Genomic DNA, 23,395 nt, shown 5'->3' with positions numbered 1-23,395 from the left:
GCAACGCTGTTTGCCATACATCCATAACGACGCCACATTTGCGCGGTAGCGGACCGGGCATGGCGCTTATCGACAGCTTCCTCGCCCGCACGGTCCGCCGGGGCCAGCTCACCGTGACCCATGCCGACGGCCGCACCGCCACCTTCGGCGCGCCCGATCCGGCCTTTCGCGACGTGGCGATCCGTTTCGCCAGCCCCGGCGTCGCCGGGCGGATCGTCCGCCATCCGGCACTGGGCGCGGCGGAGGCGTTCATGGACGGCGACCTGCTGATCGAACGCGGCGACATCCGCGATCTGGTGGAGCTGCTGACCGGCAACACGCCATGGGGGCGGGGCAGGAACCTGAAACCCTCGCTGCCGATCCGCTGGTTCGACGCGGTGCGCCACCGGATCGACCGAGTGAACATGGCGCGGCGATCGAAGCGCAACGTCGCGCATCACTACGATCTGTCGGACCGGCTCTATGCGCTCTTCCTCGACGACGACCTCCAGTACAGTTGCGCCTATTTCACCGATGCCGACCATCCGCTCGAACAGGCGCAGGCCGACAAGAAAGCGCATATCGCCGCCAAGCTCGCGCTTCGGCCGGGGATGCGCGTGCTCGACATCGGCTGCGGCTGGGGCGGGATGGCGCTGTATCTCCACGCCAAGACCGGGGCGGAGGTGCTGGGCGTCACCCTGTCCGAAGCGCAGATCAAGGTCGCGCGCAGGCGGGCCGAGGAAGCCGGCGTCGCCGACAAGGTAACGTTCGAGCTGATCGACTATCGCCACGTCGCCGGCCGGTTCGGCCGAATCGTGTCGGTCGGCATGTTCGAGCATGTCGGACCGCCGCACTATGGCGCGTTCTTCCGCAAATGCCGCGAACTGCTCGCCGACGACGGGGTGATGCTGCTCCACACGATCGGGCGGATGGGGGTGCCGGGCGTCACCGATACTTTCACCACCAAATATATCTTCCCCGGCGGCTATAACCCCGCGCTGTCGGAGATCGTACGCGGCTATGAGGGCACCAAGCTGATCGCGACCGATGTCGAGGTGCTGCGGGTCCATTACGCGCTGACGATCGACCACTGGTATGCGCGGACGGTGGCGGCGAAGGACCAAATCGTCGCGCTGTACGACGAGCGGTTCTACCGGATGTGGACCTTTTATCTGGCGGGCGCGGCGGCGGCGTTCCGCCATGGCGGCATGGTCAATTATCAGGTGCAACTGACCCGCAACCGCTGGGCGTTGCCGCTGACGCGCGACTATATGGTCGAGGAAGAGCGGCGGTTGCGGGGCGCGTAACGCTTGCGCCGCGCGAGGTTCGGCGTGAACATGCGCCATGCTGCGCGGCGTGGTCGAGTATCTTCGTTTCCTGTTCGGGATCGGCCTGCCGGCGGATAGCGACGGTTTCGGGCAGAGCCTGTGTGACGATATGCGCTTCGCCCGGCATTTCCGCCGGTGCCGGACGATTGCGGTAACATGGCGTTCCCCTAGTGCCGACGAAGCCACCGCGATCGAGGTCGATCCGGTCATGGGCCGGTTCGGCGACGATACGATCGGGGTGGCGAGCGTCGGCGACGAAGTGTGGGTGGTGCGCGACCGCATGTGGTTCGGCTGGCCCGACCCGCCCGAATTCGTGTTCTTCGCGTTGCAGGGAACCACGATCCGGGCGGCAAAGGATTTCGACCACTGGCCAACGGCATGGACGCCGCCCGAACCGCTCAGCCGATCGTGATGCCGACGACGTGCCAGTCCTGTTCCTCCTGATCGAGCGTCACCGTCTCGACTGTCGGTTCGGGCTTGCCGGTGAAGCGGGTGCGGAACTTGACGACCTGATAGCCATAGGGCGGGGCGGGGAGATATTCCTCGCCGATCAGCTCGCGCGACTGCACGGTCCCGAGCGGCGTGCGGACCTTGTCCGACACTTTTGCCCAGACCTCGGCGGTGTTGAGCTTGCGGAAGGCAACGCCGAACAGGCGGTAGCTGTCGTCCCAGCGGCCGGCATCGACCAGCAACAGGAAGCGTTTGGCCGCCTCGGGCGCGGGGGTGGTGGGTAGCGTCGCGGGCGGCGGGGGCGGTGTTTGCGGCGTGGCGGGCAGCAGGGTCAGGGCCAGCAGGCCGAGCATCAGGGTCATGACAAACGCTCCGATCAGGATACGGGAGCGGCGTTGCGCCGTCCCGACGCCGACGATCGGCGCGGTATCGGGATCGACCGATTGCGCGGCGCGGTCATCCCCGCTTTGTCTGTCCGCAGAATTTTGGGGGGTGGCGTCTTCCTCGGCGGCGAGCAACAGCCGCGCCGCTTCGCGGCTGCTCGATACCGCCAGCTTGCGCCGTGCCTCACGCAGCCGTTCGTTGATGGTATGGACCGACAGATCGAGCGTCGTCGCGATCGACTTCACGTCATGCCCGCGCACGATCAGGCGAAGCGTCTGCTTCTCCCTGTCGGTCAGCGCGTCGATACCGGCGGTCGCGGGGATGGTCATGCGGTTCGGGCTATGGCGCGCCGTGGCGCGCCGCTACCCCCAAAAAATTGTGGAAGGCGCGGTCAGGCGCGGCGGACGATCCGTTCGATCGTTTCCGGTTCGGTGCCGATCAGCGTCAGCAGGACGCGCGCCGGCGCGTCGGGCCGCGTGCGGCTCTGCTCCCAGTCGCGAACCGTTCCGACCGGCAGGTGATAGGCTTGCGCGAACTGGGCCTGTGTCATGCCGGTGCGCCTGCGGATCGCCGCCACGTCGATCGGGGAGGCTTCCTTGGCTCGGTCGGCTTCGCCAGTGGCGTGGGCGATGGCATCGTTCAGACCGGCGGCGATCTTGTCGAAGGCGCTCTTCATGGTTTTCTCCTCAGGCTGTCGGCCAGCGTTGCGGTCAGCGCGGCCAGCGCGTTGCGTTCGCCCTTCGTAAGATTGGCTTTCTCGTTCTTGCCGAACACCGTCAGCAGGAATGTCGGCATCTTGGCCCCCGCATAATAAGTGATGATCCGGTATCCGCCGGATTTGCCGCCACCCGGGCGTGCCACACGCAGCTTTCTCGAGCCGCCGCATCCGGGCATGATGTCGCCGGCTTCTGGATTGGCGGCTATCAGGTCCACTATAGCCCGTTGTTCATCGGCATCCATGCCGACGTCCTTCGCCGCAGCGAGATAGGCGTTGGTTTCGATAACCGACTGCATGATGGCCATGGTACGGATAATCCGTAGCCGATCAAGCGTCTATCCGCTTGGTCAATCCTCGCCGAAGCGGTCCTCGACCAACTGGCAGAGCTGCCCGACCACCGCATCCGCGCCGTCGCCCGCCGCGCTGATCGTGATGTGGTCGCCCTTGGCGGCGCCCAGCATCATCAGGCCCATGATCGACGTGCCGGTGACGCGCGATCCATCCTTTTCCACGCTTACCTCGATCGGCTGCGCGGCGGCCATCGTCACGAACTTGGCCGAGGCGCGGGCGTGCAGGCCGCGGCGGTTGGTGATCTGCACGGTGCGGCTGACGGTCATGCCGCCGCCTCGCCCAGCACTTCGCTGGCGACCGAGATATATTTGCGCCCCGCCTCGCGCGCCGCTGCCACCGCCTCGACGACCTTCATCGCTTTCCGCGCGCCGCCCAGCCGGATCAGCATCGGCAGGTTGATGCCGGCGATCACCTCGATCCGGCCGGCTTCCATCAGCGAGATGGCGAGGTTCGACGGCGTGCCGCCGAACAGGTCGGTCAGCACGATCACCCCGCGTCCGGTATCGACCGCGGCAATCGCGGCGGCGATGTCGGCGCGGCGTTCCTCCATATCGTCCTCGGGGCCGATGCAGACCGTGGCGATCCGCTCCTGCGGGCCGACCACATGTTCCATCGCCGTGACGAACTCGTCGGCGAGGCGCCCGTGCGTCACCAATACCAGGCCGATCATGTTCGTCGTCGTTCCTATATCCGTCATGGCGCCTGCACCGCGCCGTCGAGTGAGTCCTGCGGCGCGGTGCCAAGGTCGCGGTGGTGTATGGTGGGCGAAAATCCGTGTTCGCGCAACCATGCCCCCATTCGTTCGGCGACATGGACCGAACGATGCCGCCCGCCGGTGCAGCCGAACGCGACGGTGACATAGGATTTGCCCTCGGCACGGTAGCGCGGCAGCAGCGTCAGCAGCATCGTCTCGATCGAGGCCATCGCCGCGTCATAGGCCGGATCGGCACGGACATAGGCGGCGACCGCCGCGTCGCGGCCGGTGCCGGGGCGTAGGCTTGCGTCCCAGTGCGGATTGCGCAGGAAGCGCATGTCGAGCACGATGTCGGCATCGCGCGGCACCCCGCGCGAGAAGCCGAACGACAGGACCGACAGCACCGGCTCGCCCTGCCCCTCGGGCGTGAAGCTGTGGCGGACCCACTGCGCGAGGTCGCTGGCCGAAAACTCGGTCGTGTCGACCATCCGGTTGGCGAAATCATGCAGCGGGCCGAGCAGCTTGCGTTCGGAGGCGATCCCGTCCGGGGCCGGGCGATCCTGCGCCAGCGGGTGGCGCCGCCGCGTCTCGTTGTAGCGCCGCTCCAGTTCGGGCGTGTCGCAGTCGAGGAACAGGATGCTCAGGCCCATCGACGGACGCTCGGTGATCGCCTGCACGATCTGTCGCGCGTCGAACCCGCGCGTCTGGGGCCCGAGGCCCAGCGCCAGCGGCCGCCCGGTATCGCGTGTGCCGATCGCCAGCAGCCCTTCGAGCAGGCGCAGCGGCAGATTGTCGACCACTTCCCAGCCTAGGTCCTCCAGCGTGCGCAGGACGGTCGACTTGCCCGCCCCCGACATGCCGGTGACGAGCAGGATGGGGGCCGTGGTCATGCGATGATCCTTGCGAGCAACAGTTCGACCTTCAGCGGGGCGGATGCCTCGCGCAGCGCGAGGCGGGCATGGGCAATCGGAACGTCCCGCAGGACGATGGTGTCCGTATCGGGCAGGCGCGGCGGCGCGTAGTCGGCCTCGACCAGCAGGCGGACCGGCACGCTTGCCAGATGCGGCAGGGGGACGATACCGACGCCGCGCACCTCGATTCGTCCGGCGATGCGCGCGGGCGGGGTCGCGACCAGCGTGTCGCCGTCGCGGCGCAAATGGGTATAGTCGTCGCTGACCAGCACCGCGCCGCGATCGATCAGGCGCAGCGCGAGGTCCGATTTGCCGCTGCCCGACCGGCCGGTAATCAGCACGCCGGCTCCGCGCACCGCGACGCAGGTCGCGTGGAGCGGATCGGCATCGCTCATGCGGCGGGCAACTGCACGATGAAGCGTGCGCCCTCATGGGCGTCGGTGCGGGAATCGACGGCGATCATACCGCCATGCCCTTCGACGATGGTACGCGCGATGGCAAGGCCGAGGCCGGAATGCTGCCCGAACGCTTCGCCGCCGGGGCGCACCGAATGGAAGCGGCGGAAGATCGCCTCGCGCTCCGCCTCGGGGACGCCGGGGCCTTCGTCCTCGACCTGCACCTCGACCAGATCGCCGTCGTCGCCGCCGCTGATGCGCACGGTGCCGCCGGGCGGCGAGAAGGAGATGGCGTTCTCGATCAGATTGGCGAACACCCGCTCCAGCCGCGCGCCCTCGCCCAGCACCACCAGCGGCTCGTCGCGGTCAAAGGCGAGGCGGACGCCCCGTTCGATGCCGCGATCGACGCGGTAGGCGACCAGCGCGGCGATCAGCGCGGCCAGATCGACCGGCTCGAACTGGGCGCGTGCCAGTTGCGCGTCGAGCCGCGAGGCGTCGGAAATATCGGTGATGAGCCGGTCGAGCCGCCGCACATCGTCCTGCACGATCGCCAGCAACTGCGCCTGCAACGCGGGATCGCGCACCGAGCCGAGGCCATCGACCGCCGAGCGCAGCGAGGCGAGCGGGTTCTTCAACTCGTGCGTCACGTCGGCGGCGAACGCCTCGGTCGCGTCGATCCGGCTGCGCAGCGCGCCGCTCATGTCGGACAGGGCGCGGGCGAGCATGCCGATCTCGTCGCGGCGGCTGGGCAGGCGGGGGACGACGACTTCGCGGTCGCGGCCCAGCCGCACGCGGATCGCGGCGCGTGCCAGCATCCGCATCGGCCGGACGATGGTGCGCGCAAGGAACAGCGACAGCAGCACCGACAGCAGCACGGCGATGCCCAGCACGATGCCGAGGCGCACCCGCTCGGTCCGTACGATGCGGGTGATGTCGCGCGCGTTGACCGTCGACATCAGCACCCGGTCCTCGGGCAGCGGCGCGGCGGCGGTGATTACCGGCGTGCGATCGGGCGCGCGCCAGACGCTCGCCGCCGTTCCGCCGGTGGTGCGGACGGTGACGACGTCGGGCCAGCGCAGGCCCCGCCCGGGCGCGCGTTCGCGGTAGAGCGGATCGCGTTCGTTGCCGACGACGGTATCGATCACCGCGTCAAGCGCGCGCGCCGCATCCTGTTGCCAGCCGTCCTTGTCGGGATCGCGCAACTGGAAATTGCGCACGCCCAGTTGCCGGCTGTCGGCGACCAGCCGCCCGCGCCGGTCATAGATGCGCAGCCGCATCCCCGCCGCGCGGGCGAAGAACACCATTTCGTCGGTCCGCTCGGCGGGCGGGAGCAACGCCAGCGCCTCGGCGATCAGCCGCACCTCGCGCTCGGCCTGCGCCACGCGGCCGTCGACGATCCGCGCGCGGTAGCCGTCGAGATAGAAGAAGCCGCCCGCCAGCAGCGCCAGCGCGAAGATGTTGACGAACAGGATGCGCGGGGTGAGCGACACCCGCCCCGACCAGCGCAGCGATAGCGCGCCTTCGTCGGTCGGGCCGGTATCGACCGGGTCAGCGACGGGCATGGGCAATCTCTCCCCTNGGGGTGCGGGGCGGGCGCAGCGTTCCCGCGCGGGCCGACCCACCCCAACCCCTCCCTGTCAGGGAGGGGCTTCGGCTCCCCTCTAATCGTCGGCGAAACGGTAGCCGGCGCCATAGAGCGTCTCGATCGCGTCGAATTCCTTGTCGACCTGTCGGAACTTGCGCCGCAGCCGCTTGATGTGGCTGTCGATCGTGCGGTCGTCGACATAGATGTCGTCGTGATAGGCGGCGTCCATCAACTGGTTGCGCGTCTTGACGATGCCGGGGCGGCTGGCGAGCGTTTCGAGGATCAGGAATTCGGTGACGGTCAGCGTCACATTGTCGCCGTGCCACGTCACCCGGTGGCGCGCCGGGTCCATCTGCAACCGGCCGCGCTCCAGCACCGGTTGCGCCGCCTCGCCGCCGCCCTCGCCGGTGCCGAGCGCCGGTTCGGCGCGGCGCAGGATGGCGCGGATGCGCGCGATCAGCAGCCGCTGGCTGAACGGCTTGGCGATATAATCGTCCGCGCCCATCGCGAGGCCCAGCGCCTCGTCGAGTTCGTCGTCCTTGCTGGTCAGAAAGATCACCGGCAGCCGGCTCTTCTCGCGCAGTCGGCGCAGCAGTTCGAGGCCGTCCATCCGCGGCATCTTGATGTCGAGCACCGCAAGGTCGGGCGGGTTCTCGGCAAAGGCCTTCAGCGCGACTTCGCCATCCGAATAGACGCGGGTGACGAACCCTTCGGCCTGCAGCGCGATCGACACCGAGGTCAGGATGTTGCGGTCATCGTCGACCAGCGCGATCGTCGCGGTCATTGCCAAAGCTCCATGCCCATCGACGACGGTTACGGGAAAGCGGGGGCACGGCGCAACGACTATCCACCGCCGCCGCCCCGCCCAATCATCCGACAAATACTGCCAGCGTTCGACAAGACTAGCCGGGCGGTCCGAAAACAACATATCGCCCGAAAACCGCGTTTAACGTGTTTGACGGCAAGTGTTCGCACGCATAAAGCAAGCATCATGATTCGATGGATGGACCGGGCGCACGATCGTTCCCGGCATCGCATCGGGCAGGGGAGTGCAGGCAGCATGGCGAACGTCACGCCGGATTTCGGACTGGACGCGATGGGGATCGAGACCGGGGCCGATGTCCACTGGAACCTCGTCACGCCGCAACTGGTCGAACAGGCGGTCGCGCGCGGCGAGGGGCGGCTGGCCAAGGACGGCCCGCTGGTCGTCACCACCGGCCGCCACACCGGCCGCAGTCCGCAGGACAAGTTCATGGTCCGCGATGCGAAGACCGAGGACACGATCTGGTGGGGCAAGACCAACCGGCCGATGGAGCCGGCGCACTTCGCCGCGCTGAAGGCCGATTTCCTCGACGAAGTCGCCAAGGAACCGACGCTGTTCGTGCAGGACCTGTACGGCGGGTCGCAGCCCGAGCACCGCGTCAAGGTGCGCGTCATCAACACGCTGGCGTGGCACAATCTGTTCATCCGCACGATGCTGGTGCGCCCTGATGTCGCCGATCTGGCGGACTTCGCGCCCGACTATACCATCATCGACCTGCCAAACTTCCGCGCCGATCCCCAACGTCATGGTTGCCGCAGCGAGACGGTGATCGCGGTCAGCCTGACCGACAAGCTGATCCTGATCGGCGGCACGCAATATGCCGGCGAGATGAAGAAGTCGGTCTTCGGCCTGCTCAACTATCTGCTGCCCGAAACGGGCACGATGCCGATGCACTGTTCGGCCAACATCGGCCGTGACGGCGATACGGCGGTGTTCTTCGGCCTGTCGGGCACCGGCAAGACGACGCTCAGCGCCGACGCCAACCGCACGCTGATCGGCGACGACGAGCATGGCTGGTCGGACACGGCGGTCTTCAATTTCGAGGGTGGCTGCTATGCCAAGATGATCCGCCTGTCGGCCGAGGCCGAGCCGGAAATCTTCGCCACCACCAAGCGCTTCGGCACCGTGCTCGAAAACGTCGTGATGGATGCCGAGACGCGGACGCTCGACCTCGACGATCCGGCGATCGCCGAAAATTCGCGCGCGGCTTATCCGATCGACTACATTCCCAATGCCTCGGCCGACAATATGGGGCCGACGCCGCGCAACGTGGTGATGCTGACCGCCGACGCCTTCGGCATCCTGCCGCCGATCGCGAAGCTGACGCCCGATCAGGCAATGTATCACTTCCTGTCGGGCTATACCTCGAAGGTCGCGGGCACCGAGATCGGCGTCACCGAGCCGGAACCGGTGTTCTCGACCTGCTTCGGCGCGCCGTTCATGCCGCGTCACCCCTCGGTCTACGGCAATCTGCTCAAGGAGCGGATCGCGAAGGGCAATGTCGATTGCTGGCTGGTCAACACCGGCTGGACCGGCGGGCAATATGGCACCGGCAAGCGCATGCCGATCAAGGTGACGCGCGCGCTGCTCAATGCAGCACTCGACGGATCGCTGAACGACGCCGAGTTCCGCACCGATCCGAACTTCGGCTTCGAGGTGCCGGTGGCGGTGCCGGGGATCGACGCCACGATCCTCGACCCGCGTTCGACCTGGGCCGACGGCGAGGCGTACGACCGGACGGCGGCCAAGCTGGTCGACCTGTTCGTGGAGAATTTCGCGCAGTTCGCCGATGCGGTCGACGCCGGCGTGCGCGACGCCGCGCCGAAGGTTCGCGAGCCGGCATGAAGAGGTAGGAGAGGGAGCGCCCCTGCCACGTAGCGGGGGCGCCTTTCCTGTGGACCACGTTCCGTGCCGCGACCGCGCGCGGGAGCCGCCATGGTCCGCACGACATCCCGGCTTTGTAGGACCGATCGGCCTCCAGCCAGACGGCAGCTTTAGGAGGNNNNGGGGGGGGGGGGGGGGGGGGGCCCGGCCCGCGAGGAAACGTAAGCGCTCCACAACCGGCCAACCCACCCCCGACCCCTCCCTTCCAGGGAGGGGAGCAGATTGGGACAACGTCGGTTTCGACGGTGAATGAATCCGGACCCGATCGCGACCAGCGACGTTCTGATCGATATGGTTTCGCCAACACCATCCCGCCATCTCGCCGAACTCAGGCTGCGCGTCGGCAAGCGCGGCAGGCTGCGCGCGCGGATCGAGATCGGCAACGGCGGCTTGGTCGCGATCGGTGCGCTGGTATCGTTGATCCTGCTGTCGAGCGCGGTGATCGTCGTTGCGGCGAAACGAGTGCCCGATCGGACGTAACGCCGCATCCCGAGCGGCGCGTCATGCGTTGCCGCCGCTGTGTTCTACGACAGTAACGCCTGGCCCCCGCCGCCCGACGGCTATGAATCGCCCCGGCCGCGACTGACCCGGCGACAGGAACGGACGATGCTCGCCACCATCGGCCTGTTTCTGCTCGTGATGTTCATCGGGCCACTCGCCGGATCGTCGGTCATCGCCGGTATCGCGGCGATCCTGCGCGGGTAGGTTGTTTGATCCGCTCACGCGGATGCGGGCCGGCACCGCCACGAAAATCTACCCGCGCACGAAACTCCAGCGGTTGCCCTCGGCACCGGTGAAGCGATAGCCGTCGCTGTCGAACCCCTGCATCGCTGCGACATCGGTCACGCGGTGCTCGCACATCCAGCGCGCCATCATCCCCCGCGCCTTCTTGGCATGGAAGCTGACGAAGCGCGGACCATCGGGGCCGGGCTCGCGGAAATCGACGTCGATCACGCGGATGCCGGCGGGAAGCCGGCCCGCCACCGCGTGCCAATATTCCTGGCTGGCGAGGTTCAGCACCGTGTCCGTGCCCGAATCGGCGACATCGCCGGCCAGCAATGTCGCGATCCGGTCGCCCCACCACGCATACAGGTCTTTCGCCCGGCCCGGTGCCCAGCGCGTCCCCATCTCCAGCCGGTACGGCCGCATCGCGTCGAGCGGACGGAGCAGCCCGTACAGACCAGAGAGGATGCGGACGTGATCGTTCGCGAAGTCGATCGCCGGCGCGTCGAGCGACTTGGCCTCGAACCCGGTATAGACGTCGCCGGCGAACGCCATCAGCGCCGGTCGCGCCGCCGCCTGCGGAAAATCGCGGAACCGCGCGGCGTTCAGCTCGGCCAGCTTGGGCGAGATCTTCATCAGCGTCGCCAGCTTGCCCGGCCCCAGCCGTGCCGCGCCGCGCGCGAGCGTGTCGGCTTCCGCCGCCAGTCGCGGCGTCGACGGGGTGCGCGGGGGCAGGGGCGAGGCATAGTCGAGCGTCTTGGCGGGGGAGAGGACAGCGATCATCGCCGCCGCTTAGCCGCCCGGGATCGCGGCCGTCAAAGCCCGATGGTGGAGCCGAAACGTTCAACGCGCGTTCACCGGGCGTCGGGTAGTTGGCGGTGTGTGCGCGCTTGTGCGGATACGCGCCAGCACCTAGATGGACGCCGCCTGCCGGGCGCGCGTCCGGCCACCAGTTTCGGGAGAGTTCACGGCATGACGTTCGTTTCCAAGGCTGCCCTCGCCGCCCTGTTCGGCCTGGGTGCAACCCTGGCGATCACGCCTTCCGCCGATGCCCAGCGCAAGAAGAAGGAAGAGGCGCCCGCCGCGCCGCAGATCCAGATCAGCGAGGCGTTCCGCACCGCAGCGCTCGCCGCCGATGCCGCGATCAAGGCGAAGGACTTCGCGACCGCCGACCAGCAGCTCGCCGCCGCGCAGGCCGCCGCGACCGCCGGCAATGTCGACGAAGCCTATTTCCTCGCCCAGTTGAAGGTTTCGGCCGCGCAGGCGAAGAACGATCGTCCGGCGCTCGCCACCGCGATCGACCAGTTGCTCGCCAGCCCCAAGCTGGACGCCGGTGCGAAGGGCGAACTCTACTATAATCGCGGCATCCTTGCGCTCGACGCCAAGCAGAACGCCGTGGCGATCCAGAATTTCGAGCGCGCCCGCGCGGCGGGCTACAACAACCCCGATCTCGACCTGCGTCTGGCGCAGCTCAACATCCAGGGCGGCAACGTCGATCAGGGCCTCGCCTCGATCGACAAGGTCATCGCCGCGCGCAAGGCATCGGGCCAGCCGGTGCCGCCCAACTGGTATGACTATGCCATCTCGACGCTGTACAAGGCCAATCGTTCGGCCGAGGCGAGCCAGTGGGCGCGCCGCCAGCTCACCGAATATCCCACGCAGGCGAACTGGCGCAAAGTACTAATCCTGTTCCGCGACCGCGCCGACAACAAGGGCGCGACGCTGGGCAACCAGGCGCGTGTCGACGTGCTCCGTCTGATGCGCGAAACGAAGTCGCTCGCCGACCAGAACGACTATCGCGAGTACGTCCAGACGACGCAGGACATCGGCCTGCCCTATGAGACGGTCGCGGTGATCGACGAAGGCCGCGCGACCGGCAAGATCCCGGCGTCGGCGACGATCTTCACCGGCCTCAAGACGACCGCGCAGGGCCAGATCCGTACCGATGGTCCGGTGACGGGCCTCGAAACCCGTGCCAAGTCGGCGGCGAACGGCCGCGCGGCAGCGGCAGCGGGCAACGTCTATCTGGCGAACAACAACAACGCCAAGGCGGTCGAGCTGTACCAGCTCGCACTGTCGAAGGGCGGCGTCGATGCCGACGAGGTCAACACCCGCATCGGCATCGCTCATGCCCGTGCCGGCCAGTCGGCCGAAGCCAAGGCGGCGTTCGCCAAGGTGACGAACGGCCCGCGCGGCGAGATCGCGAATTTCTGGACGCTGTATGTCGACCAGCCGCGCATCGTCGCCTCGACCCCGGTCGTCGGCAACAATTGATCGCATCCGCCCCGGCGGAGACATGCGGCCCAGGCTCTCTTCGCGGAGTCCGGGCCGTTTTGTTTCGTTGCTGCGATCGGGCAAATCCCGCATGACGGGACAATAGCCTTGCCCCGCCCGGCGTCCCTTGCGTAAAGCCGCTCCCAAACGGGAGAAGCGCCAGTGTCCGAAACCACCGACCAGTTTTCCGAGCGCGAGGCGCTGCTGTTCCATTCGGAGGGGCGTCCCGGCAAGATCGAGATCATCGCGTCCAAGCCGATGGCGACTCAACGCGACCTCGCGCTCGCCTATTCGCCCGGCGTCGCGGTGCCGGTGAAGGCGATCTACGACGATCCCGCATGCGCCTATGACTATACCGCCAAGGGCAATCTGGTCGCCGTCATCTCCAACGGCACCGCGATCCTCGGCCTTGGCAATCTCGGCGCGCTGGCGTCGAAGCCGGTGATGGAGGGCAAGGCGGTCCTGTTCAAACGCTTCGCCGACGTCGATTCGATCGACATCGAGCTGAAGACCGAGGACGTCGACCGCTTCATCGACGCGGTCGAGCTGATGGAGCCGAGCTTCGGCGGCATCAACCTCGAAGACATCAAGTCGCCCGAATGCTTCATCATCGAACAGACGCTGCGCGAGCGCATGAACATCCCGGTGTTCCATGACGACCAGCACGGCACCGCGATCATCTGCGCGGCGGGGCTCATCAACGCCTGCCTGCTGACCAACCGCAAGCTGTCCGAGGTCAAGGTCGTGGTCAATGGCGCTGGCGCCGCCGCCATCGCCTGTACCGAATTGATGAAGGCGATGGGCGTCGCCCACGCCAACGTCATCATGTGCGACCGAACCGGCGTGATCTATCAGGGCCGCGACGACGTGAACCAGTGGCAGTCGGCCCACGCCGCCGCCACCGATCGCCGCACGCTCACCGAAGCGCTGCACGGCGCCGACGTGTTCCTCGGCCTCTCTGCGGCGGGTGCGTTGAAGCCCGAGATGGTCAAGGACATGGCCCCCTCGCCGATCATCTTCGCGATGGCCAACCCGGAACCCGAAATCCGCCCCGAACTGGCCAAGGCCGCGCGCCCCGACGCGATCGTCGCCACCGGCCGATCGGATTATCCCAATCAGGTCAACAACGTCATCGGCTTCCCGTTCATCTTCCGCGGTGCGCTGGACGTGCGCGCGACCGGCATCAACGACGAGATGAAGATCGCCGCCGCCAACGCCATCGCCGAACTGGCGCGCCAGCGGGTCCCTGAGGAAGTGGCGCTCGCCTATGGCACGCAGCACAGCTTCGGCCCCGAGTATATCATTCCCGCGCCGTTCGACCCCCGGCTGATGGAACTGGTCCCCTCGGCGGTCGCGCGGGCGGCGATGGATTCGGGCGTGGCGACGCGGCCGATCCTCGACATGGATGCCTATCGCCAGGAACTGCGCGCGCGGCTCAATCCGACCACTTCGGTCCTGACCATGGCCTATGAAGGGGCCAAGGCGCACCCCAAGCGCGTGCTGTTCGCCGAAGGCGAAGAGGAAGTCGTGCTGCGCGCGGCGATCGCGTTCAAGGAAGGCGGCTATGGCATTCCGGTGCTGGTCGGTCGCGACGACGTGCATGACCGCCTGCGCGCGCTGGGCGTCGCCAACCCCGAGGAATATGAGGTCCACAACAGCCGCACCAGCGAGATGGTGCCGCAGATGGTCGACTTCCTTTACCAGCGGTTGCAGCGGCGCGGGTTCCTGCGCCGCGATGCCGAGCGGATGATTAACCAGGACCGCAACAGCTTCGGCGCGGTGCTGCTGCAACTGGGCGTCGCCGACGCGATGATTACCGGCATCACCCGCACCTATGCGCAGACGTTCCGCGACGTGCGCCGGGTGATCGATCCGGTCGGGGGCAAGGTGCCGTTCGGCATCCACCTGCTGGTCGGGCAGAGCCATACCGTGTTCATGGCCGACACCACGATCAATGAACGTCCCTCGGGCGAGGAACTGGCCGACATCGCCGAGCGCACCGCCGCCGTCGCAAGGCGCATGGGTCACGAACCGCGCGTGGCGTTCCTCAGCTATTCGACCTTCGGCAACCCCTCGGGCCAGTGGATCGACAACGTCCGCGACGGCGTGGCCGCGCTCGACAAGCGTCACGTCGGCTTCGAATATGAAGGCGAAATGGCCCCCGACGTCGCGCTCAACCCGCGCCAGCTCGCGAACTTCCCGTTCGCGCGGCTGTCGGGTCCGGCCAACGTCCTCATCATGCCGGGGCTGCAATCGGCCAACATCTCGGCCAAGCTGCTGCGCGAACTGGGCGGTGACAATGTGATCGGCCCGATGCTGATCGGCATGGAAAAGCCGGTGCAGATCGCGCCGATGACCTCGACCGCCAACGAACTGGTGACGCTTGCCGTGCTGGCGGCGGGCGGCATGGTGGGGTGAGAATCGCAACCAGCGATGCGTGTCCGCGTTTGATCCCCTGACAACGGAGGGTTCATGGCACGCACGCTGGTGATCGGGGCAGGGGGCGGTATCGGCGGTGCCCTGGTGGCCGCCCTTGCCGCATCCGGGGAGGCGGTGATCGCCGCGTCGCGCACACTACCGGACGGGCTGCCCGATGGCGTGGATCATGTCGTGCTCGACATCGCTGATCCCGCATCGATCGAAGCCGCCGCCGCCACGATCGACGCCCCACTCACCCGCGTCATCGTCGCCACCGGTACGCTGCAAACGCCCCATGGCGGCCCCGAACGCGCGCTGCGCGACCTCGATCCAACGCTGCTCGCCGACTATTTCGCGATCAACACCATCGGCCCGGCGCTGGCGCTGAAAGCCTTCGTGCCGCTGCTGGCGAAGCAGGGACCGGCGATCATCGCCTGCCTGTCGGCGCGGGTCGGCAGCATCTCCGACAACCGGCTGGGCGGCTGGTACGGCTATCGCGCGTCGAAGGCGGCGCTCAACCAGATCGTGCGCACCGCCGCGATCGAACTGGCGCGCAGCCGGCCCCAGGCGGTCTGCGTCGCGCTCCACCCCGGCACCGTCGACACTGGTCTGAGCCGCCGGTTCCAGAAAGGGGTGCCGGCGGAAAAACTGTTCACCCCGGCGTACAGCGCGCAGCGGCTGCTGGCGGTGCTCGACGCGCTGACCCCAGCGCAGAGCGGCCGGGTGTTTGCGTGGGACGGCAGCGAAGTGGCCCCCTGACTAGTAGCGATCGACATTCAGCCTTGCCGGCCGATCTTCGTCATTTTCGGCCGAAACAGCCACCCCTTTCGTCACCCCGGACTTGTTCCGGGGGCCACGGCTCGGCAATCGGTGCGCCTTGAGGTTTTATCGACAGCGTTCGGGGCCAGGTGGACCCCGGAACAAGTCCGGGGTGACGACGCACGAAGGATGTCGATCGGCGCTACGCCGTCCCGGTGCTGGCATGCACCAGCCCGCCGTCGACGGTGATCGTCTCGCCCACCACATAGTCGCCGGCGCGCGACGCGAGGTAGATCGCCGCCCCCGCCATGTCCTCGTCGCGCCCGATCCGCCCCGCCGGGATGGCCTTCGCCAGCGATTCGCCATGGTCGCGCGCCGCCTTGTTCATGTCGCTGGCGAACGCGCCGGGCGCGATCCCCGACACATGGATCGAATCACGCGCCAACCGCGCCGCCAGCCGCCGCGTCAGGTGGATCAGCGCCGCCTTCGACGCCTGATAGCTGTACGTCTCCCACGGGTTGATCCGCTGCCCGTCGATCGAGGCGATGTTGATGACCTTCGCCGGACGCTGGGGAGTAGCGGCGGCCTTGAGCAGCGGGTGAAGCGCTTGGGTCAGGAAGAACGGCGATTTGACGTTCAGGTGCATGACCTTGTCCCACCCTGCCTCGGGAAACTCGTCGAATGCGGCACCCCATGCCGCCCCGGCGTTGTTGACGAGAATATCGAGCGCGTCGACCTCGTCCCCCAGCCGTTCGGCCAGCGCGCGGCTGCCTGCGACGTCGCCCACGTCCTGCGGCAGCGCGGTCGCGCCGATTGCCTCCGCCGTTGCCCGGCACGCATCGGCATCGCGCGACGCGATGAACACCCGCGCCCCCTGCGCGACGAAGCCCGCCGCGATCATCCGTCCGATCCCGCGCGTGCCACCCGTCACCAATGCGGTCCGGCCGTCGAGCCGGAACAGCGTCGCCATGTCCATCGTGCCTCTCCTTTTCGGCGAGGCTACTTCACGCGAACCGGGCGCGCCACCAGTGGGTGACGCGCCCTTTGCGCTTGGGGGGGTGGGTTCACGCGAAGGCGCGGAGACGTGGAGGAGAAAAGGAAGAGGTTTTCGCGCAGAGGCGCAGAGGCGCGGAGGGGTTGCGGTCGTTGCCAAGTACCGCCGCGTTAGCGGCCGTCATCTTCCTGGCAACGGAGGCAAACGTCTCCCGGTCGCGGAACGGATGTCATCAACGGACTTTCTCTGCGCCTCCGCGCCTCTGCGCGAAAACATCCTTCTTCTCCGCGCCTCCGCGTGAACCAAAACCAGTCAGATGCGACCCAACCGATGGTACAAGTGAGCGAACTTGGTCGACTTCGGATCGTCGGCGATCGACTGGATATGGCTCGCCAGTGCTTCCTTGAGCAAACGGAAGTCCTCGGTCGAGAAAACGGCGCGGCTGCGGGTCGGTTCGGGCATTGTGTCTCTCCTTCGATGTAACGTTCAGGCGGCCTTGTCGAACTGGGCCGTTTCGGTGGATTCCTTCAGCGCGGTGGTCGACGAACTGCCACCCGCCAGCGTGGTCGCGACGAGGTCGAAATAACCGGTCCCCACCTCGCGCTGGTGGCGGGTCGCGGTATAGCCATTGGCCTCGGCGGCGAATTCGGCCTGTTGCAGTTCGCTGTACGCCGCCATGCCGCGATCGCGGTAGCCGCGTGCCAGCTCGAACATGCCGAAATTGAGCTGGTGGAACCCGGCCAGCGTCACGAATTGGAACTTGTACCCCATCGCCCCGATCTCCCGCTGGAAGCGGGCGATGTCGTCGCGGTCGAGGTTCTTTTCCCAGTTGAACGACGGCGAACAATTGTACGCGAGCAGCTTGTCCGGATATTCCTTGCGCACCGCCTCGGCAAAACGCCGCGCGTCGGCAAGGTTGGGCTTGCTCGTCTCCCACCACAACAGGTCGGCATGCGGCGCGAACGCCAGCCCGCGCGCGATGCAGTGGTCGACCCCGGTTCCCTCCCGCAACCGGAAGAACCCCTCGGGCGTCCGCTCGCCGGTCAGATACGGATGATCGCGTTCGTCGATGTCCGAGGTGATGAGCCGCGCGCTTTCGGCATCGGTCCGCGCGCAGATAATGGTAGGCACGCCCGCCACATCCGCCGCGAGACGCGCCGCGTCGAGGTTGCGGATATGCGCCTGCGTCGGAATGAGGACCTTGCCGCCCAGATGCCCGCACTTCTTCTCCGATGCCAGTTGGTCCTCGTAATGCACCCCCGCCACGCCGGCGGCGATATAGGCCTTCATGATCTCGAAACAGTTGAGCGGCCCGCCGAACCCGGCCTCGGCATCGGCGACGATCGGCGCGTACCAGTCGCGGCCGGTACCTCCCTCCATATGTTCGATCTGGTCGGCGCGCCCGAGTGTGGCGTTGATCCGCTTGGCCAGTTCCGGCCCGGCGTTCGACGGATAGAGCGACTGGTCGGGATACATTTGCCCGGCGGTGTTGGCATCGGCCGCGACCTGCCACCCCGACAAATAGATCGCCTTGAGGCCCGCGCGCACCATCTGCATCGCCTGATTGCCCGACAGCGCGCCCAGCGCATGGACATAGTCCTCGCTGTGCAGCAACTCCCACAACCGGTTCGCCCCGCGCCGCGCCAGCGTGTGTTCCACCATGACCGATCCGCGCAGCCGGGCGACGTCGGCCGGGGTGTAGGGCCGCTCGATCCCGTCGAAACGGCCGGGCGGGGCGGCGATGAGATCGGCGAAGTCCATGGTCATTTCCTTTACAGTCTGTCGTATCGTTGACAGGACAATGGCCTAGGAAACACGGTTTGCGTAGCCGGATCGCGCCGGAAATCGCGTCTGCCTGTTGTCGTTGATCCTCGTCCTGTTGTAGCATTGTAAAGAACTGACAACTCCCCTCCCTGGCAAGGGAGGGGTGGGGGGGGTAGGCCCGCGAGGGAACGTAACGCCCGCCACAACCCGACCCACCCCCAGCCCTCCCTTTTTAGGGAGGCGAGAAAGAGCGCACATGGACACCAAGCTCTTCGCCGGTCACGCGGTTCGCCGCCTGCGCCGGGGCCATGCGCTGACCCAAGCGGCGATGGCGGCCGCGCTCGGCATCTCGCCCAGCTACCTCAACCTGATCGAGCGCAACCAGCGGCCGATCACCGCCGCGCTGCTGGTGGCGCTGTCCGAACGCTACGGCTTCGATGCCCGCACGCTGGCGGCGAGCGAGCCGGGTGGCGGCATCGACCCGATGCGGCGGCGACTCGCCGATCCGCTGTTCGCCGACCTCGCGCTTGACCGCGGCGACATCGCCGAATGGCTGGCGAGCGCGCCGGGCGGCGCGGAGGCGTTCGCCCGCGCCTTCGACCGGCTGGGCGGCGGCGGGGCAGGAGTCGCCGTCGCCGACCCGGCGGTCGAGGCGCGCGCCGCGATCGAGCGCTGGCGCAACCATTTCCCCGATCTCGACGCCCAGGCCGAGGCGCTGGCCGACGAACTACGCCAGAGCGGCGGCGATCCGGCGGCGGCGATGGCCGACCGGCTGCGCGTGCGCCACCATCTGTCGGTCCGGCTGCTGCCCGTCGAGACGATGCCCGGCCACCTCCACCGTACCGATCTGCACGCGCGCCAGTTGCAATTGTCCGAACGGCTCGACCCCGCTTCGCGCAGCTTCGCGATGGCGCGCACGCTCGGCCATGTCGAGGCGCGCGCCGAGGTGGATGCGCTGGTGCGCGGCGCGGGGCTGACCGATCGCACCGCCGAACAATGGCTGCGGCGGCACCTCCACGGCTATTTCGCCGCCGCCGTCATGATGCCCTATGCCCGCTTCCTGCGCGCGTGCGAGGCGACCGGCTATGACATCGCGCTGCTTGGCCGCCGCTTCGGCGCGGGGTTCGAACATGTCGCGCACCGGCTGACCACGCTCCACCGCGTCGGCGCGCGCGGGCTGTCGTTCTGCATGCTCCGCCTCGACCGTGCCGGACAGGTGTCGAAACGCTTCGCCGGGGCCAGCCAGTCGCCGCTGGTCGAAGGCACGCCCTGTCCGCTGCTCGGCGCGTTCGACGCCTTCGCGCGCGGCGGCGAGACGATCGTGCAATGCGTCGACCCGGAGGAGGGCGGCCGCTGGCTGACGCTCGCGCGTACCGTCACCCCGCCCGGCGCGCTGGCCGGCGAAGTCCGCGCGCGCTTCGTCGTGATGCTCGGCGTCGCCGCCGAACAGGCGAGCGGCCTTGCGGTGGCACGCGGGCTGGACCTCGCCGCGCCGGGCGTGCCCGTCGGCCCCGGCTGTCGCGCCTGCACCCGTATCGCCTGCCCGCAACGCTCCGCCCCGCCGCTGGCGCGTGCGATGCGGATCGACGAACGCGAGGGGGGGCTAACCCCGTTCGCCTTCGCGGGGGATTGAGGCGCTGCTACAATGGCTTGCCCGACGTGCGCGACCCGCCCAAGCTGACGCGATGGAGACTATTCCGCTTCGAATCGCGTTGACCGGCCTTCTCGCTGCGGGGATCACGAACGCCCCGGCCAAGGCGCAGACGATCGCCAGGACGGAGGTTGAGCAAGGCGACGCGATGCGGCTCGCCGATCGTCTGCTTCCGCCCGAGATCCACAGGACCGTCGTCGGCGGCAGCATCCGGCGACAGTTCATACCCGGCACCGTCTTTGACGCATGGTATCGGACAGCACCGCGCGTCGCCGGACCCGACCTGTGCGAACGGACCGAGTATCGAGTCACGGTACAGGGCGGCCCGGTGGGTATCCCGATGCCCGACGACAGCGTGCTGACGATCCGTCCGCCTGAGAAATATCTCCGGTACGCGATCGTCTATCCCGCCCACACCGCCACGGCGCGCAATTGCGCCGCGAGCGATGGATTCGTATCAATCGGCACGAACGATCGTGAACGGCAACTCGCCGCCTACCGTCGATTGATCGCAACGATGCGCGCGGCGAAGGCAGGCGCACCGCTGCCGATGGATGTGCGTTGCGGGACGAGCGACGAAAAACCCGCCTGCACGGATTCGCGCAAGGCACTGGCCGCGCTGCCCCTCGACGCATTGTTCCGAATCGACATCGACAGCGGGATCAGCCGGGTGCTCAGTCGGATGGACCACGGCGTCGTCACGCAGCAGCAGCCCGTTGAATCCGGGGCACCTTATGCCGTCGAGCTGTCGTTCGGCCCTTCCGGCGATGATTACCGATCGTGGCGCCTGTCATGGCGGGAGGACGACACCGCCCGGCCACGGTTGCTGCTCGCACGGCATGCCGTGATCTACCACTGACTGGCCGGGGCCGGGGGGCGAAGGTCACGTCTCCTTAAGCCCTCCCATGGTAAACGGCTGCCGATGCGTATCCTTCATGTTCTCGACCATGGGTTGCCGCTGCACAGCGGCTATACGTTCCGCACCCGCGCGATCCTGACCGCGCAGATGGGGCGGGGGTGGGAAGTCGCCGCCGTTACCGGCCCGCGTCAGGGCGTGACGCAGACCCCGCGCGAAACGATCGACGGCATCGATTTCCACCGCACCGCGCCCATTGCCCCGCTGCCCTCGCCGCTCGGCGAAGTGCGTGAGATCCGTGCCTTCGCCCGGTCGATCGAACGGGTGGTGGAATTGGTGAAGCCCGACATCCTCCACGCCCATTCGCCGGTGCTGGGCGCGCTGGCGGCGATGGGCGTGGCGAAGCGCCATCGCCTGCCGCTGGTCTATGAAATCCGCGCCTTCTGGGAAGACGCCTCGGTCGGCAACGGCACTGGGACCGAAGGTTCGCTGCGCTACCGCACCACCCGCGCGCTCGAAACCCACGCGGTGCGGAAAGTCGACGGCGTCGCGGTGATCTGCGAGGGGCTGCGGCGCGACCTGATCGCGCGCGGCATCGCGTCCGACAAGATCATGGTGTCCCCCAACGGCGTCGACCTGACGCTGTTCGGCACGCCGCCGCCTCCCGACACCGCGCTCGCCGCCGAACTGGGCCTGGCCGGCAAGGACGTGCTCGGCTTCATCGGCAGCTTCTACGATTACGAGGGGCTTGACACGCTGATCGCGGCGATGCCCGCGCTGGTCGCCGCCCGCCCGAACGTCGCCCTCTTGCTGGTCGGCGGCGGGCCGATGGAGGCCGACCTGCGCGCCCGCGCCGCCGCCTCGCCGGTGGCCGATGCGATCCGCTTCGTCGGCCGGGTGCCGCACGATCAGGTCGAGCGTTATTACGGCCTCGTCGATCTGCTGGTCTATCCGCGCAAGGCGATGCGGCTGACCGACCTCGTCACGCCGCTCAAACCGTTGGAAGCCATGGCGCAGCGCCGCCTCGTCGCGGCATCCGACGTCGGCGGCCACCGCGAGCTGATCCGCGACGGCGACACCGGCACGCTGTTCCCACCCGACGATCCCGCCGCGCTCGCGACCCGTGTCGCCGCCCGCCTCGCCGATCGCAGCGACTGGGACGCGATGCGCGATCGCGGCCGCGCCTTCGTCGAGCGCGAGCGCGACTGGGCAAGCAACGTCGCGCGCTACGAACCCCTCTACCAGCGGCTGATCGCCGCCAACCGATCGGACGGGTGATGGCCACGACCCACGCGCCACGCCAACCGGGCCTGCCGCTCGCCCCCACCGTCGCGGGGGTGGCCGGGCTGGCCGTCGTCGCGCTGGTCGCGCTCGTGCCCGCATGGCGGATCGAGGCGGCGGTGATGGCCAGCGGCCTGCCCGCGCTGCTTCCTGCCGCAGCACCGCCGCTCGGCTGGACCGCGCGCGCCGGGCTGATGCTCGGCTTCGGCGGGCTGGTGACGGTGCTGCTGTGGCTGGGGCTGATGCTGCTCGCGCCCACCGCGGTGCTGCCGCTTCCGCGCCGCAAACCCAAGGCCAAACCGCGCCGTGCCGAGGTCCCGCCCTCGGTCCGGCGCGCCGATGCCCATCCCGACGCGCCGCCGCGCCCGCCGGTCCGCGCCGACCGCGATCTCGGCGCGCCGTTCCTCGACACGCCGCTGGTGCCCGCCACCCCGGACGGCGAACGCACGATCCCGCGCGATCTCGATATGCCGCTGGCGATGTTCGATCCCGACGCGCTGCCCGCCGCCCCGGCCGCACCGACGCCTACCGTCAAGCCGCTGTTCCGCCCCGATGCGGTGACGCTGCCCGAGGATCGTCAAACCGACCCGATTCCCCTCCCGGACAAGGGAGGGGCCGGGGATGAGTCGGCCGCTGAGGAAACGCCACCGCCAGCCCTCGACCAACCCACTCCCGACCCGTCGCTTGTCGGGGAGGGGAGCGACAGCCGCCCCGAAGCAGCCGCGTCGAAACCCGATCTACAGTCCCTGCCGAAACCGACCGGCGAACCCTCGTTGTCGGCCCTCCTCGCCCGTCTCGACGAGGGTCTGTCGCGGCGCGATCCGCTGCCCGAACCCCCGGTACAGACCGAACCGCCAGCCCCGATCGCCCCGCAGGCTGTGCCTACGCCGATCGCCACCTCTGAACCGCCACCACCCGAACCACCCGCCACGCCCGAACCGCCGGCACCGCGCGTCCCCGCAGGGCTCGCCGCCACGCTCGGCCAGCTCCGCCGCATGGCAACGGGCGAAAAGGAATAGGGGCGTCCCGGCCCCTAAACTCCGATTCGTCCGAACCGAAGCGTCGCCCCAGCGATGGCTGGGGCCTCATGCGGTTCCTGCCGTGCGCCGTCCACGGGAGATCCCAGCCTGCGCTGGGATGACGATTGTTTCAGGTTTAGGGCCGATCGACATT

General features: G+C 68.1%; 25 protein-coding genes. 12 read left to right on the top strand and 13 right to left on the bottom strand.

Features of this window, described 5'->3' with window-relative positions; translation table 11 throughout:
• Positions 1-59 precede the first annotated feature (59 nt).
• Entirely contained in the window at positions 60-1,286 is a 1,227-nt protein-coding gene (locus ASE78_RS13555) for an SAM-dependent methyltransferase (protein ID WP_056497888.1), read from the top strand.
• Between the two features lie 37 nt (positions 1,287-1,323).
• Positions 1,324-1,719, top strand: a complete 396-nt coding sequence (locus ASE78_RS13550) for a hypothetical protein (RefSeq protein ID WP_056497887.1) — start codon at positions 1,324-1,326, stop codon at positions 1,717-1,719.
• On the opposite strand, the gene ASE78_RS13545 is transcribed toward ASE78_RS13550, so the two are convergent.
• The 9 genes from ASE78_RS13545 to ASE78_RS13505 all read right to left on the bottom strand — a co-directional run bounded on the left by ASE78_RS13545 (position 1,706) and on the right by ASE78_RS13505 (position 7,579).
• Complete coding sequence (locus ASE78_RS13545; protein WP_056497886.1) at positions 1,706-2,470, bottom strand: helix-turn-helix domain-containing protein; 765 nt, start codon at positions 2,468-2,470, stop codon at positions 1,706-1,708. The genes ASE78_RS13550 and ASE78_RS13545 overlap by 14 nt on opposite strands.
• A gap of 62 nt (positions 2,471-2,532) precedes the next feature.
• Entirely contained in the window at positions 2,533-2,817 is a 285-nt protein-coding gene (locus ASE78_RS13540) for a helix-turn-helix domain-containing protein (protein WP_056497885.1), read from the bottom strand.
• Positions 2,814-3,164 carry a type II toxin-antitoxin system RelE/ParE family toxin gene (locus tag ASE78_RS13535; protein ID WP_235515060.1) on the bottom strand — a complete coding sequence of 117 codons (351 nt, stop codon included), beginning with the start codon at positions 3,162-3,164 and terminating at the stop codon, positions 2,814-2,816. Before ASE78_RS13535 ends, ASE78_RS13540 begins: the two co-directional genes overlap by 4 nt.
• 42 nt (positions 3,165-3,206) lie before the next feature.
• Positions 3,207-3,476: an HPr family phosphocarrier protein gene (locus tag ASE78_RS13530; RefSeq protein ID WP_055759548.1), complete on the bottom strand. Its 270-nt coding sequence runs from the start codon at positions 3,474-3,476 to the stop codon at positions 3,207-3,209.
• The gene (locus ASE78_RS13525; protein WP_055759551.1) at positions 3,473-3,880 is read right to left on the bottom strand and encodes a PTS sugar transporter subunit IIA; all 408 of its coding nucleotides are present in this window, start codon (positions 3,878-3,880) and stop codon (positions 3,473-3,475) included. Before ASE78_RS13525 ends, ASE78_RS13530 begins: the two co-directional genes overlap by 4 nt.
• Positions 3,881-3,903: 23 nt before the next feature.
• Positions 3,904-4,794 (bottom strand): RNase adapter RapZ, encoded by an 891-nt coding sequence (gene rapZ / locus ASE78_RS13520; protein ID WP_056497884.1) that lies wholly within the window; start codon positions 4,792-4,794, stop codon positions 3,904-3,906.
• Positions 4,791-5,210, bottom strand: a complete 420-nt coding sequence (locus ASE78_RS13515) for an HPr kinase/phosphorylase (RefSeq protein ID WP_056497883.1) — start codon at positions 5,208-5,210, stop codon at positions 4,791-4,793. The genes rapZ and ASE78_RS13515 overlap by 4 nt, the downstream gene beginning before the upstream one ends.
• Positions 5,207-6,772 (bottom strand): sensor histidine kinase, encoded by a 1,566-nt coding sequence (locus ASE78_RS13510; RefSeq protein WP_056497882.1) that lies wholly within the window; start codon positions 6,770-6,772, stop codon positions 5,207-5,209. Before ASE78_RS13510 ends, ASE78_RS13515 begins: the two co-directional genes overlap by 4 nt.
• A gap of 99 nt (positions 6,773-6,871) precedes the next feature.
• Positions 6,872-7,579, bottom strand: a complete 708-nt coding sequence (locus ASE78_RS13505; RefSeq protein WP_056497881.1) for a response regulator transcription factor — start codon at positions 7,577-7,579, stop codon at positions 6,872-6,874.
• Positions 7,580-7,855: 276 nt separating this feature from the next.
• Between ASE78_RS13505 and ASE78_RS13500 the strand changes: the two genes are divergently transcribed.
• The 3 genes from ASE78_RS13500 to ASE78_RS13490 all read left to right on the top strand — a co-directional run bounded on the left by ASE78_RS13500 (position 7,856) and on the right by ASE78_RS13490 (position 10,207).
• A complete protein-coding gene (locus ASE78_RS13500) occupies positions 7,856-9,463 on the top strand; it encodes a phosphoenolpyruvate carboxykinase (protein WP_056497880.1) in 1,608 nt (535 codons plus the stop codon).
• A gap of 330 nt (positions 9,464-9,793) precedes the next feature.
• On the top strand, positions 9,794-9,982 hold the full coding sequence (locus ASE78_RS13495; protein ID WP_162236504.1) for a hypothetical protein: 189 nt from the start codon (positions 9,794-9,796) through the stop codon (positions 9,980-9,982).
• Positions 9,983-10,021: 39 nt separating this feature from the next.
• Entirely contained in the window at positions 10,022-10,207 is a 186-nt protein-coding gene (locus tag ASE78_RS13490) for a hypothetical protein (protein ID WP_056497878.1), read from the top strand.
• Between the two features lie 48 nt (positions 10,208-10,255).
• Here the strand turns inward: ASE78_RS13490 and yaaA are convergent, their stop codons facing one another.
• A complete protein-coding gene (yaaA, locus tag ASE78_RS13485) occupies positions 10,256-11,008 on the bottom strand; it encodes a peroxide stress protein YaaA (protein WP_056497877.1) in 753 nt (250 codons plus the stop codon).
• Positions 11,009-11,197: 189 nt separating this feature from the next.
• Between yaaA and ASE78_RS13480 the strand changes: the two genes are divergently transcribed.
• The 3 genes from ASE78_RS13480 to ASE78_RS13470 all read left to right on the top strand — a co-directional run bounded on the left by ASE78_RS13480 (position 11,198) and on the right by ASE78_RS13470 (position 15,676).
• Positions 11,198-12,499 (top strand): hypothetical protein, encoded by a 1,302-nt coding sequence (locus ASE78_RS13480; protein ID WP_056497876.1) that lies wholly within the window; start codon positions 11,198-11,200, stop codon positions 12,497-12,499.
• A 162-nt stretch (positions 12,500-12,661) separates the two neighbouring features.
• The gene (locus tag ASE78_RS13475; protein WP_056497875.1) at positions 12,662-14,917 is read left to right on the top strand and encodes an NADP-dependent malic enzyme; all 2,256 of its coding nucleotides are present in this window, start codon (positions 12,662-12,664) and stop codon (positions 14,915-14,917) included.
• A 54-nt stretch (positions 14,918-14,971) separates the two neighbouring features.
• A complete protein-coding gene (locus ASE78_RS13470) occupies positions 14,972-15,676 on the top strand; it encodes an SDR family NAD(P)-dependent oxidoreductase (RefSeq protein WP_056497874.1) in 705 nt (234 codons plus the stop codon).
• A 202-nt stretch (positions 15,677-15,878) separates the two neighbouring features.
• On the opposite strand, the gene ASE78_RS13465 is transcribed toward ASE78_RS13470, so the two are convergent.
• The 3 genes from ASE78_RS13465 to aceA all read right to left on the bottom strand — a co-directional run bounded on the left by ASE78_RS13465 (position 15,879) and on the right by aceA (position 18,437).
• Entirely contained in the window at positions 15,879-16,652 is a 774-nt protein-coding gene (locus tag ASE78_RS13465; RefSeq protein WP_056497873.1) for an SDR family oxidoreductase, read from the bottom strand.
• Between the two features lie 330 nt (positions 16,653-16,982).
• Positions 16,983-17,132 carry a hypothetical protein gene (locus ASE78_RS19090; protein ID WP_164490762.1) on the bottom strand — a complete coding sequence of 50 codons (150 nt, stop codon included), beginning with the start codon at positions 17,130-17,132 and terminating at the stop codon, positions 16,983-16,985.
• Positions 17,133-17,156: 24 nt separating this feature from the next.
• Complete coding sequence (aceA, locus tag ASE78_RS13460; RefSeq protein WP_056497872.1) at positions 17,157-18,437, bottom strand: isocitrate lyase; 1,281 nt, start codon at positions 18,435-18,437, stop codon at positions 17,157-17,159.
• Positions 18,438-18,690: 253 nt separating this feature from the next.
• Here aceA and ASE78_RS13455 point away from each other — a divergent pair, with 253 nt between their 5' ends.
• The 4 genes from ASE78_RS13455 to ASE78_RS19805 all read left to right on the top strand — a co-directional run bounded on the left by ASE78_RS13455 (position 18,691) and on the right by ASE78_RS19805 (position 23,241).
• A complete protein-coding gene (locus tag ASE78_RS13455; RefSeq protein WP_056497871.1) occupies positions 18,691-20,067 on the top strand; it encodes a helix-turn-helix domain-containing protein in 1,377 nt (458 codons plus the stop codon).
• Positions 20,068-20,146: 79 nt separating this feature from the next.
• A complete protein-coding gene (locus ASE78_RS13450; RefSeq protein ID WP_056497870.1) occupies positions 20,147-20,944 on the top strand; it encodes a hypothetical protein in 798 nt (265 codons plus the stop codon).
• Positions 20,945-21,007: 63 nt separating this feature from the next.
• Complete coding sequence (locus ASE78_RS13445) at positions 21,008-22,219, top strand: TIGR04063 family PEP-CTERM/XrtA system glycosyltransferase (protein WP_056497869.1); 1,212 nt, start codon at positions 21,008-21,010, stop codon at positions 22,217-22,219.
• On the top strand, positions 22,219-23,241 hold the full coding sequence (locus ASE78_RS19805) for a hypothetical protein (RefSeq protein WP_056497868.1): 1,023 nt from the start codon (positions 22,219-22,221) through the stop codon (positions 23,239-23,241). Before ASE78_RS13445 ends, ASE78_RS19805 begins: the two co-directional genes overlap by 1 nt.
• The last annotated feature ends 154 nt before the right edge of the window (positions 23,242-23,395 follow it).

The organism is Sphingomonas sp. Leaf25 (assembly GCF_001421635.1).
Taxonomy (GTDB): domain Bacteria; phylum Pseudomonadota; class Alphaproteobacteria; order Sphingomonadales; family Sphingomonadaceae; genus Sphingomonas.
Note: the sequence above shows the minus strand (reverse complement) of the source record. Positions and strands in the feature narration are given on the sequence as shown.